The sequence below is a fragment of the Bradyrhizobium sp. genome (assembly GCF_052389815.1).
GTDB lineage: Bacteria > Pseudomonadota > Alphaproteobacteria > Rhizobiales > Xanthobacteraceae > Bradyrhizobium.
On the sequence record NZ_JBQTHN010000006.1, the window covers coordinates 74,559 to 86,178 of the forward strand.

Sequence of the window (11,620 nt, forward strand, 5' to 3'; positions counted from 1 at the left end):
TAGATCATGCGCAAGAAGTAGCGCATGAGCTTGTCGGGCCTCATCCCGGCCGACCTCACGACGTCAGCGGCGATCGCAATCTGCGCGATCGCCTTCGTCTCCGGCACGGCGCGCGGTGTCTCCGGCTTCGGTTCCGCGCTGATCTTCATGCCGCTCGCGAGCAGCATGGCCGCGCCAAAGCTCGTCGCCGCACTCCTGCTGATCATCGATTTCGTGGCGGCACTGCCGCTCTTGCCCAACGCCTGGAAGCAAGCCGACCGCAAGGCCACCGCCGTGATGGTCGCCGGCGCGCTGATCGGTGTACCCATCGGCACTTATTTCCTCACCCGGCTCGAGCCGGTCACGACACGCTGGATCATCTCCGGCTTCGTTGCCGCCCTGCTCGTGCTGCTGCTTTCCGGTTGGCGTTACCGCGGCAAGGAGCACGCCTCGATCTCCGTCGGCGTCGGCGGGCTCGCCGGCTTTTGCAGTGGCCTCGCGCAGACCGGCGGCCCGCCCATCGTCGGCTACTGGCTGGGCCGGCCGATCGCTTCGGTGATCGCGCGCGCCAACATCGTGCTGTTCTTCGGGGCTTCCGATTTCTTCTCCGCGGTGGCCTATGCCGTGAGCGGACTGATCAACGCAGACGCGATCAAGTTTTCCCTGCTTGTCGGGCCGGTCTATGCGGTCGGCGTCTGGTTCGGCGCTTCGCTGTTCGGCCGGGCCAGCGAGGCCGTGTTCCGCGCGATCTGCTACGCCCTGATCGCGGCCGCCGTCGTCATCGGGCTGCCTGCGCTCGACGGCGTTTTGCGCCCGTCGTGAGCGCGAGATCGCAATAGGCATAGCCGTCGCGGACGACACGCTCTCCGGTCTCGACCGGCAGCCTTCGCGTGAACATCGGGCCGGCCACGACGCAGGTGTGGAATTCACCGTTCTCGCCGCAGGGATCGATGCCGTCAGGCAGGTCGGCAAGCAGCTGCGCATCGAACCTGCGGCCGGCGAACTCCGCCGGCAGCTTCATCAGGTCGACGGTCGCAAGGTAGGCCTCCAGCCCGCTTGCGATCATCGCCTGCGCCAACGCCGGCGTCGGGCGATCCCACAGCGGGAAGATCGGCGTGATGCCGGTGCCTGCCAGTTTCTGCTCGCGGTAGGCGCGAATGTCGGCGAGGAACAAATCGCCAAAGATCATGTGGGTGACGCCTTCGCGCACCGCGCTTGCCACCGCCTCACCCATTCGCGCTTCGTAGACTTCGTTTGGACAGGGGTAGGGAATCGGCACGATGCGTTGCGGCAAACTCGCCGCTTCGCACTGCGCATGCAGGATTTCCCGGCGTACGCCGTGGATCGAGACCCGCTCGAACGTTTCCGTCACGGTAGTGAGTGCGCCGATCACGTCGAACTCGCCGGCGCGGCGCACTTCATGAAGCGCGAACGCGCTGTCCTTGCCGCTGGACCAGGAGATCAGCGCCCTGGGTTTGCCTTTGGGCTGTTGCATCAGTTGACCGCCGTCCCCGGCAATCCGGCACGCGGCAAGTCGCCCGACTTCCGCCGCTTCACGGGCGGCGCCTGCTTTGCAGGCTCGTTGCGCAGGGCGCCGATCCGGCGCAGTGCAGCCTCGGCGGCGCGCTCGCCGCTCTCCCAGGCGCCGTCCACCGTGCCCCACAGCGTTTCGTGCGTGGCCTCGCCTGCAAAATACATGCAGCCGACCGGCTCGCCGAGAAGCTTGCGTGAGGATTGCGCGCCCGGCGGCGCCACCGACATCGCGCCCTGCACGTGGGGAGACGCGTTCCAGCGGGTTGCGCCCGACCTGGTCACGGCCTTGGCGACGTCGCTGCCGAACATCCTGGTCAGCCACTCGATCGCGAACGCGACCATGGCGGCCTCGCCTTGCGCCGAGAGATCGCGGCCAAAGGAGCCGCCGACATCGATCGAGCACAGCGAGCTGCCGCCCATATTGGCGTAGAGAAGCGCCGTGCGCGTCGAGTTGCTCTGTTCGATCAGAATATCGTCGCGCGCCAGTCCAAGCGGATTGCCCTGCATCTGCAGCGCGATGTGGTCGTAGCTGCCGAGCCCGAGCTTCGCGGCCGCATCGAGCGTGCGCTTCGGCAGGTCGGGCGCGAACTTGATGTTGCCGCCGGCGAGCACATTGCTCGACACCGTGATGATGGCGGCGCGCGCCGTGAGCCGGCCGGCCGGCGTCTGCACGACGGCATCGCGGTTGCCCCATTCGATGCGGCTGGCGGGCGTCGACAGCGCCAGCGGCAGCTGCTCGGCGAGTCTTGCGATCAGCGTTCCCAATCCCTGCCGGCAGGCGATCGCCGAGTTGCGATCCTGCGCGCGGATCTTGTCGACGACGGAAATATCCTTGAGATCCTTGCCGGCGAAACCCGCCCCCAACACGAACTCGGCCGTGCCGGCCCAGTCGCCGAGCTCCTTCGGCATCACGGATGCGCAGGAAACGTCGAACCTGCGCGAGGCTTCATCGATGGCGCGGTTGGCCTTGACCAGCGCGGCCAGGAATTCCTCCGTCTCGCCCGCCCGCGCATTGCGGCGGCCGATGCGGATCTTCTGCCCCGAAGGGGCCGGCATGATCTCGAGCCCGGCGGCGCGGCCGAGCCGGATCATCGGATTGGTCTCGGGATTATGGATCCAGCGGGCGCCGCGGTCGAACGGCTCGCCGAAGGTCGAGCTATCCGTGATGCAGCGGCCGCCGGGCTGGTTCGCAGCCTCCAGCACGATCGCCTTGCGGCCCGCCGCAGCAATTCGCCGCGCTGCAGCGATGCCGGCTGCGCCGGCACCGATCACGACAATGTCCGCTTCCCGCGGCAGGGGCGCGCCCCGGGCCGGCCAGCCGAACGCCGGAGCCATAGCCAGGGCCGCGGACGCCGACAGGAAATCGCGGCGCGTCATTGTCATGTCATGGTTTCCGGGCGCTTGATACGGCTGAGAACATGTTGCGAACTTTGCCGCATTCGTACGGAAGCGGCAACACTCATGGTGAATCAATCATGATTGAACGCCGCAGATGATGAACTGAATTGCAACGGCTTTCGACCATGATATGGAATGAAAAAAGCGGTTCCAAAGCCGCTTGTGGGGAAGTTTATGGGCGTAATGCTCGATACCGTCGGTCAGTGGATCGCGAGCTACCTGCAAAAGGAAGTTCCGGGATACGAGCCGTTTACGCCGAGCGACCCGGAGCATCTTCGCGGCGTCATCCAGGCGGGCGACGTGCTGTTGGTGGAAGGCAACAACCGGATTTCCGGCATCATCAAATATCTGACCCAGTCGACCTGGTCGCATGCCGCGCTTTACGTGGGCCCCGTTGACGGCGCTTTCGAGCCGGACGGCGAACAGCATGTGCTGATCGAGGCAAATATCGGCGAGGGCGTCACCTCCGCTCCACTGTCGAAGTATTTTTCATACCACACCCGCATGTGCCGCCCGGTCGGCCTGTCCTATGAGGACCGCCACACGGTTTGCCGCTATGCCATCAACCGGATCGGTTTTGGCTACGACACCAAGAATGTCGTCGATCTGATGCGGTTCCTGATCCCGCTGCCGGTGCCGCAGCGCTGGCGTCGGCGCATGATCGCGTTCGGGTCGGGCGATCCCACCAAGATCATCTGTTCAGCGCTGATTGCGCAGGCGTTCGACGCCGTGCGCTATCCGATCCTGCCCAAGATCACGAAGGCAGGCTCGCGGCGCGCCCGCAAGGAAATCCTGCACATCCGCGATTCCTCGCTCTACATGCCGCGCGACTTCGACATCTCGCCCTATTTCGAAGTCGTCAAACCCACCATCGTGCAGGGGTTCGACTACACTGCGCTTCACTGGGCCGACAAGCAGAAACCGCTCGAGGAGGTAGCGGGCGAATTCGGTGTGTTTCAGGAATCGCCGCCGCTCGTTCCTGAAGAGATTGACGAAGAAGCGACGGTTTCGGCTGCGGAAGTGACCGTGGCCGCGACGGCGACCGGGGAGACCGTGGTCGAACGTGTCCGGGTCACCGAACACTTCCTCGCCGTCGAATATATTCCGGTACGCGTGCCGGAGCGCCGCTCGCGGCGGCGTTACACCGAGGCCGCGCTCGCGCCCTAGGCAAACAGCCCGCCATACCTTGACGGCAATCAAGGACCACAAGCCTTGACCTGCTATCTTCGCGCGCGCGGAGTTGCGGCTGATTATCGGCCCGAACGGCCGACAACGTCCATCAATTCCGCGATCTTCTGGCGCTGATCGGCCTTGTTGCCGCTCGCGATCGCATGCTCGACGCAATGGGCGACGTGGTCGCGCAGGATCTCCTCCTCGACCCGCCGCAGTGCGGCGCGCACCGCCGAGATCTGCGTGACGACGTCGATGCAGTAGCGGTCCTCCTCGACCATCTTCGCGAGGCCGCGGACCTGGCCCTCGATCCGGCTCAGCCGTTTTTGGCAGGAAGTCTTGATGTCGTTTCGCATACCGCCTATATACCCCTACTGGGTATAGGTTTCAAGGCCGGAGATTTCAGGATGACCGGGAACGGTGACGGCGGAGCCGGGGCGGGCTGCGGCTGCGCGGCGAAAGCGGCAGAAAAGACCAAGGCTGGATGCTGCGGCGGGCATGGCCATGCCGGCCACGATCATCATCACGACCATCGCGCCGGGACCAAGACGGGCGTGCTCGATCCCGTCTGCGGCATGACGGTCGATCCGGCAACGTCAAAGCACCGCTTTGACCATGCCGGCACGACCTATCATTTCTGCTCGGCGGGCTGCCGTACCAAATTCGCCGCCGATCCCGCCAAATATCTGGAGAAGAAATCCGCCCCGCCGGCCGACGTGCCCGAGGGCACGATCTACACCTGCCCGATGCATCCCGAGATCCGCCAGGTCGGCCCGGGAAGCTGCCCGATCTGCGGCATGGCGCTGGAGCCGGAGGTGGCAAGCCTCGATACGGGGCCCAATCCCGAACTCGCGGACATGACGCGGCGCTTCTGGATCGGCGCAGCGCTCTCGTTGCCGGCAGTCGTGCTGGAGATGGGTGGACATATCGTCGGCGGACACGGATGGGTCGATCCGACGCTTTCCAACTGGATACAGTTTGCGTTCTCGACGCCGGTCGTGCTGTGGGCGGGCTGGCCGTTCTTCGTGCGCGGCTGGCAATCGCTGCAAACCCGCAATCTCAACATGTTCACGCTGATTGCGATGGGCACCGGCGTTGCGTACCTCTACAGCGTGATCGGCACGCTGGCGCCCCAGCTGTTTCCGGCGACCTTCCGTGGCCATGGCGGTGCGGTCGCGGTGTATTTCGAGGCGGCCGCCGTGATCACGGTGCTGGTGCTGCTCGGCCAGGTGCTGGAGCTGCGCGCGCGCGAGGCCACCTCGGGCGCGATCAAGGCGCTGCTGCAGCTCGCGCCGAAGACCGCACGGCGGATCGGCGACGACGGCCAGGAGCACGAGGTGGAAATCGACAGCCTCGCCGTCGGCGACCGCTTGCGCGTGCGGCCCGGCGAGAAAGTACCGGTGGATGGCGTCATCCTGGAAGGACGTTCGTCGCTCGACGAATCGCTGGTGACAGGCGAATCCATGCCCGTCACCAAGGAACCCGGAGCGCGCGTCATTGCCGGGACCCTCAATCAATCCGGCGGATTCGTGATGCGCGCCGACAAGGTCGGCCGCGATACGCTGCTGTCGCAAATCGTGCAGATGGTGGCGGACGCACAGCGCTCGCGGGCGCCGATCCAGCGGCTTGCCGACCAGGTCTCGGGCTGGTTCGTACCGATGGTGATCGCGGTGGCCATTGCCGCCTTCGCCGCCTGGGCGTGGTTCGGGCCCGAACCGCGGATGGCGTTCGGGCTTGTGGCCGCCGTGAGCGTGCTCATCATCGCCTGCCCCTGCGCGCTTGGGCTGGCGACGCCGATGTCGATCATGGTCGGCGTCGGCCGCGGTGCGCAGGGCGGCGTCCTGATCAAGAACGCCGAGGCGCTGGAGCGCATGGAACGGATCGACACGCTGGTGGTCGACAAGACCGGCACCCTGACCGAGGGCAAGCCGAAAGTGGTCGGCATCGTTGCGGCGGACGGCTTCGAGGAGAGCGAGCTGCTGCGCCTTGCCGCCAGCGTCGAGCAGGCGAGCGAGCATCCGCTGGCGGACGCGATCGTGCGGGCGGCCAGGGAGCGCGCCCTCACCCTGGGCAAGGTCGAAGAATTCGATTCGCCGACCGGCCAGGGGGCGATCGGCAAGGTCGACGGCAAGAGCGTCGCTCTCGGCAATGCGAGGTACCTGGCCTCGATCGGCGTGACGACGGACGCGCTCGATGCCTCGAGCGAGCGGCTGCGCGGCGACGGCGCGACGGTCATCAACATGGCCATCGACGGCAAGCCCGCTGGTCTGTTCGCCATCGCCGATCCCGTGAAGGCATCGACGCCGGATGCGCTGAAGGCGCTGGCCCGCGAGGGCATCGAGGTGATCATGCTGACCGGCGACAACCGGACCACCGCGCAAGCCGTGGCGCGCAAGCTCGGCATCGCCGACGTGGAAGCAGAGGTGCTGCCGGATCAGAAGAGCGCGGTGGTCGCCAGGCTGCAGAAGGCGGGAAGGATCGTCGCCATGGCCGGCGACGGCGTCAACGACGCACCGGCACTTGCCGCTGCCGAAGTCGGCATCGCCATGGGCACCGGCACGGATGTCGCGATGGAAAGCGCCGGTGTCACGCTGCTCAAGGGCGACCTCGTCGGCATCGTGCGGGCGCGGAAGCTGTCGCAGGCGACGATGCGCAACATCCGCCAGAACCTGTTCTTTGCCTTCATCTACAACGCAGGCGGCATCCCGATCGCGGCGGGCATTCTCTATCCGGCATTCGGCCTGTTGCTGTCGCCGATCATCGCGGCAGCCGCGATGGCGCTGTCGTCAGTGAGCGTGGTCGGCAATGCGCTGCGATTGCGCGTGACGCGACTGGACTAGAAGCGCGCGGCCAAGGTCAGCCGCACCGCGCGCGGCTCGGCCGGATGAACATGACGGTCGGCGACGCCGCCGATCGGCTCGCCCGGCAGTCGTGACACATAGTAGTATTCGATCTGGTTGGTCTGGGCGTCGAAGAGATTGAGCACGTCGAGTTGCACGCGCAAGCCATTGTCGAAGCGGTAACCGGCGCGAGCATTGAAGATCAACGAGGACAGCGAGCGCACGCTATCGTCCTCGATCAGCGGTCGTGGTCCGAAATAGCGCGCCTTCAGCGCCCCAAACCAGCCGGTCTCGTTGCCGAAGGTGACGGCGGCGCTTCCCACCCAAGCCGGCCCACCGGGGATGCGGTCGCCGGCGGGGTCGAAATCGGTGAAGCGGGCACGCGTATAGGCGACATCGAGATCGAACGACAGCCACGGTACCGGCTTGTACCGATTGACCCACTCCACGCCGATGCGACGGCTCGGCCGACTCGGCTCGGTGGTGCCGGCGTCGCCGACGAACAGCAGCTCCGAGTCGAAATCGAGCACGAACAGTGCGACCGAACTGGTGAGCCCCTCGATCGCCTTGGTGCGAACGCCGATCTCCGCGCCGCGCGAGCGCACCAGCAGCGGCACGCGATCCAGCGGCGTTACCTTGCCGTTGGGATCGACGGTGATGGTCGCGCCGCGGATGTCGTTGCTGTGCAGCCCGTAGCCTGTATTGCCGTAAAATTCGGTCTTGAACCAGGGGCCAAGCACGAAGCCAGCCTTGGGGCTCGTCATCGCCGCCTCGGCATTGCCGGAATTTTGCGGCGTGTCGCTCAGCACGCGTCCGGCAAGGAAATCCTCGCGGATGCCGACGGTGGTGCGCAGCCAGTCGGTCCAGCGCGTGGTGGTATCGGTCCAGATGCCGACGCTGCGCTCCTGCACGCGATCCTCGCGCACCGTCGACAGCCAATGGCGCCGCTCGGTCTTGAACAGGCCGACATGGATCTCATCGTAACGGCTCTGCACGCCGACACGGGTTTGCGTCTCGAGGCCAGCAAGGCGCCAATCGAAGGCGTGCCGGGCATCGAACCCGCCGAGGGTACGGCGATCGAGCTGATTGAACTGATCGCCATTGACGGGATTGTCGAGGAAGTGGGTGAAATTGTTGTAGAGCTGCAGGTCGGAGCGGACGACATAGGCGCTCATCCTGCTCTGGCCGTATGCACTCGAATGCGCGAGATTGCCGGACAGGCTGAAGCGGCTGGAGACGCCGCCGTCGGTGGAATCGAGCGCGCCGAAGCGGCCGATGATGCCCTGATCGATCGCGCGACGAGCGACCTGATCCGTCGAATTCCAGGCGCTGGAATAGGCCATGCCGGTGACCGTGAAGCCGTCGGTCGCGGTGCCCTGGCTATAGCGCATCACGCCGTTGATCTTGCGCACATCGTCCGGCACGTCCCACGGGCCGTTGTATTTGGTGCCCTCGATCGCAGCGAGCAGCGTGCCGTCACCGACAGGTGCCGACCCGGCCGCGAGGCTTCGACGATAGCCGAAGCTGCCGAAGGTCATCTCCGCGATGTTCTTCGGCAACTTGCTGACATAGTCGATCCCGACGGCCCCGGCGGAACCGAAGTCGCCGACGTCGGCGAAATACGGCCCCTTGCGGACATTGATCGCCTCGATCAGCTCGGGGATCAGGAAGTTGATGTCGGCATAGCCCTGCCCATGGCCGTGGGTCGGCATGTTGACGGGCATGCCGTCCACGGTGATGGCAAGATCGGTGCCGTGATCGAGGTTGAAGCCGCGGAGAAAATACTGGTTGGCTTTGCCCTCGCCGGAGTGCTGGGTGACGATCAAGCCGGGCACGGCTTCCAGCGCCTCGCCCGGCCGCGCGAACGGCACGGCGTTGACCTGCTCGCCACTTATGCGCATGGCGCCGGCGGCGGTTCGCTGCAGCACGCCGGCACTGTCGAGTGAAGCCGCAGATGTAGCGCCACGGGGACCTGACAACGCCGGCTGCGGCTGTTGAGGGCCAACGACGGTGCTGCTTCGGCTGCCCGGATTCCGCGGCGATTTCGGCCGGGCGACCTGCTTGCGGGGCGTGGCATCGGGAGCCGTGACGGTGACCGTCGGAAGGTGATTGTGCGGCACGGCGCTTTCGTGTGCTGTTGCCGCGAACGCGCAGGCGACCGTCGAAGCAGTGGCGGAAAATATCCGCAACAAGATTCCACGCACCGCCATGCCCCTGCACGATACCTGCTTACGGTCGAGACCGACTGCGCTACACCCAACCCGGCTTTCTCACGCTAGCCGAAGAGCCGCAGGCACGTCCACGGCCACCGGCCGCCGCTTCGGCGCGCGCCGTTCAGCCAGCGCTCATCGGGGCCAGCAATACCTTCCCGAGTGAAACGTGCCCTTGCCGATTGGCCAAGCCATCTCTACTTCTCGCGAGGGCTTTTCCTGGAGGTCGAACTGCCATGTTGGACGCCGCCGTCAAGGCGCTATCGCAAATCCTGTCGCCGCCGATGCGCTCGATCCTGTGGCGCTCGGTCGGACTCGCGCTGGCGCTGATCACCGTGCTCGCGGTCGGCTTGCAGCGGCTGCTCGCCTGGTTTGCCGCCAACGGCGAGGTCTGGCTGGAGGCCATGCTGGGCCCCGGCTTTGATACCTCGATCAACATCCTGGCCTGGATCGTCTCGATCGCTGCAGGCCTCGGCATCGTGCTCGGCGGCATCTTCCTGATGCCGGCGATCACCTCGCTGGTCGCAAGCCTCTTCGTCGACGAGATCGCCGACCATGTCGAGCGCGAGCACTATCCGGCGGAACAGCCGGGCACGGCGCTGCCGCTCGGCGTCGCCATTCCGGACGGCATCAGGACGGCGCTGCTCACGATGCTGGTCTACGTCATTGCGCTGCCCTTCGTGCTGTTCCTGGGCGCCGGCTTCCTGATCTTCTTCATTGCGACCGCATGGCTGCTCGGCCGCGAATACTTCCAGCTGGCGGCGATGCGTTTCCGCTCGCCCGCGGAAGCAAGGGCGATGCGCAAGCACCATGCGGCGGCGGTGTTCACCGCGGGCCTCTTCATCGCGGCGTTCGTCTCGATCCCGATCGTCAACCTGGCGACGCCGCTGTTCGGGATGGCCTTCATGGTCCACATGCACAAGCGCCTGTCGGGGCCGCGGCCGGAACTGATCGAGCCGGCGCGGAAGACGAACGTGCCGGTGTGAGGCACGACTGCATCCCGTCATTGCGAGGAGCAGAGCGACGACCCTTCTCCGCTTGCTCCGCAAGCTTCGCAGGGCTGGGAGTCCGCCGAAGCTCGGAGAGCGAAGGCGGAAGCAATCCATCTTTCCTCGTCGAGAGAGATGGATTGCTTCGCTTCGCTCGCAATGACGATGCAGCTTAGCTACACCGTCTTCTCCGGCCAGCGGCAGAGATCGTTGATCAGGCACACATCGCAGCGTGGACCGCGGGCGAGGCAGGTGTAGCGGCCGTGCAGGATCAGCCAGTGATGCGCGTGCAGCATGAATTCGGACGGGATCGCCTTCTGCAGCCCGAGCTCGACCTCCAGCGGCGTCTTGCCGGGCGCAAGGCCGGTGCGATTGCCGACGCGGAAGACGTGCGTATCGACGGCCATGGTGTGCTCGCCATAGGCCATGTTGAGCACGACGTTGGCGGTCTTGCGGCCCGCACCCGGCAATGACTCGATCTCGGCGCGGGTGCGCGGCACCTCGCCGCCGAATTCGGCGAGCAGCTTTTCCGACAGCGCGATGACGTTCTTCGCCTTGTTGCGATAGAGGCCGATGGTCTTGATGTAGTCGCGCAAGCGCTCCTCGCCGAGCTCGAGCATCTTCCGCGGCGTGTCGGCAACCGCAAACAGCGCCCGCGTCGCCTTGTTGACGCCCGCATCGGTGGCCTGCGCGGACAGCACGACGGCAACCAGCAGCGTGTAGGGATTGAGGTGCTCGAGCTCGCCTTTGGGCTTGGGATTCGCCTTGCGGAACCGGCTGAAGGCCTCGTGCACCTCGGCCGGCGTCCACGGCTTCGGCCTTGATGCCTTCAAGGGCGGTTTCGGCTTCACAGCCCTCTTCACGGGCATCCTTGCAGCAGGCTTTGGCGCCTTCGCCTTGTGGGTGATTTTGGCCATGATCGGCGTATACTGGCAGGCCATGGACGCACGCGGCAATGCAATTGGGCAGGTCGTTCCACAGCCGGAATTGTTTTCCGCGCTGCTGACGCCGCACCGCTCGCTCGGTCGCACCGGCTTTCTGGTGCTGATGGGGTTCCTGTGCGCGATCAGCTTCATCGCCGGAATGGTGTTCCTGATGATGGGCGCCTGGCCGGTGCTCGGCTTTTTCGCCCTCGACGCGCTCGCGATCTGGTGGGCATTCCGGATCAACAACCGCACCGCGCGGGCATTTGAGGAGATCACCGTCACGCCGTCGGAATTGCGGGTACGCCGGACCAGCCATCGCGGCCATGTCGTGGAATGGGTGCTCAATCCGCTCTGGGTGCAGCTCGACCGGACGGAAGACCCCGAATTCGGCATCGAGCGGCTTTACCTGGTCTCCCGCGGCCGGCGGGTATCGATCGGCAGCTTCCTGGGCCCGGACGAGAAAGCTAGTTTTGCCAAAGCCTTACTGGCCGCACTGCAGGCCGCCAGGCGCGGCCCGACCTACAATCCCATTGCGTAAAGCCTGTCGGAAATCGGGTGGTTGGAACGTCACATGC

10 protein-coding genes are annotated in these 11,620 nt (G+C 65.7%); 5 read left to right on the top strand and 5 right to left on the bottom strand.

Annotation, left to right across the window (positions count from 1 at the left end; translation table 11 throughout):
• The first annotated feature begins 24 nt into the window (after positions 1-24).
• The gene (locus tag ACT4OC_RS02500) at positions 25-801 is read left to right on the top strand and encodes a sulfite exporter TauE/SafE family protein (protein WP_444837422.1); all 777 of its coding nucleotides are present in this window, start codon (positions 25-27) and stop codon (positions 799-801) included.
• Here the strand turns inward: ACT4OC_RS02500 and ACT4OC_RS02505 are convergent.
• Positions 758-1,474, bottom strand: coding sequence for an ATP-binding protein (locus tag ACT4OC_RS02505; RefSeq protein WP_444837423.1), 717 nt, complete (start codon positions 1,472-1,474; stop codon positions 758-760). The two genes, ACT4OC_RS02500 and ACT4OC_RS02505, sit on opposite strands and share 44 nt — an antisense overlap.
• The gene (locus tag ACT4OC_RS02510) at positions 1,474-2,895 is read right to left on the bottom strand and encodes a flavin monoamine oxidase family protein (RefSeq protein ID WP_444837424.1); all 1,422 of its coding nucleotides are present in this window, start codon (positions 2,893-2,895) and stop codon (positions 1,474-1,476) included. The genes ACT4OC_RS02505 and ACT4OC_RS02510 overlap by 1 nt, the downstream gene beginning before the upstream one ends.
• 189 nt (positions 2,896-3,084) lie before the next feature.
• Between ACT4OC_RS02510 and ACT4OC_RS02515 the strand changes: the two genes are divergently transcribed.
• Positions 3,085-4,077, top strand: a complete 993-nt coding sequence (locus ACT4OC_RS02515) for a YiiX/YebB-like N1pC/P60 family cysteine hydrolase (RefSeq protein WP_444837466.1) — start codon at positions 3,085-3,087, stop codon at positions 4,075-4,077.
• An 83-nt stretch (positions 4,078-4,160) separates the two neighbouring features.
• On the opposite strand, the gene ACT4OC_RS02520 is transcribed toward ACT4OC_RS02515, so the two are convergent.
• Positions 4,161-4,436 (bottom strand): metal-sensitive transcriptional regulator, encoded by a 276-nt coding sequence (locus ACT4OC_RS02520; RefSeq protein WP_444837425.1) that lies wholly within the window; start codon positions 4,434-4,436, stop codon positions 4,161-4,163.
• 51 nt (positions 4,437-4,487) lie between these two features.
• Between ACT4OC_RS02520 and ACT4OC_RS02525 the strand changes: the two genes are divergently transcribed.
• Positions 4,488-6,920, top strand: coding sequence for a heavy metal translocating P-type ATPase (locus ACT4OC_RS02525; protein ID WP_444837426.1), 2,433 nt, complete (start codon positions 4,488-4,490; stop codon positions 6,918-6,920).
• On the opposite strand, the gene ACT4OC_RS02530 is transcribed toward ACT4OC_RS02525, so the two are convergent.
• A complete protein-coding gene (locus ACT4OC_RS02530) occupies positions 6,917-9,130 on the bottom strand; it encodes a TonB-dependent receptor domain-containing protein (protein ID WP_444837427.1) in 2,214 nt (737 codons plus the stop codon). The two genes, ACT4OC_RS02525 and ACT4OC_RS02530, sit on opposite strands and share 4 nt — an antisense overlap.
• A gap of 236 nt (positions 9,131-9,366) precedes the next feature.
• On the opposite strand from ACT4OC_RS02530, the gene ACT4OC_RS02535 reads away from it, so the two are divergent.
• Positions 9,367-10,116 (top strand): sulfate transporter family protein, encoded by a 750-nt coding sequence (locus tag ACT4OC_RS02535; protein ID WP_444837428.1) that lies wholly within the window; start codon positions 9,367-9,369, stop codon positions 10,114-10,116.
• 179 nt (positions 10,117-10,295) lie between these two features.
• On the opposite strand, the gene nth is transcribed toward ACT4OC_RS02535, so the two are convergent.
• Positions 10,296-11,036: an endonuclease III gene (gene nth / locus ACT4OC_RS02540; protein WP_444837429.1), complete on the bottom strand. Its 741-nt coding sequence runs from the start codon at positions 11,034-11,036 to the stop codon at positions 10,296-10,298.
• A gap of 22 nt (positions 11,037-11,058) precedes the next feature.
• Here nth and ACT4OC_RS02545 point away from each other — a divergent pair, with 22 nt between their 5' ends.
• Positions 11,059-11,583, top strand: a complete 525-nt coding sequence (locus ACT4OC_RS02545) for a DUF2244 domain-containing protein (RefSeq protein WP_444837467.1) — start codon at positions 11,059-11,061, stop codon at positions 11,581-11,583.
• Positions 11,584-11,620 lie beyond the last annotated feature (37 nt).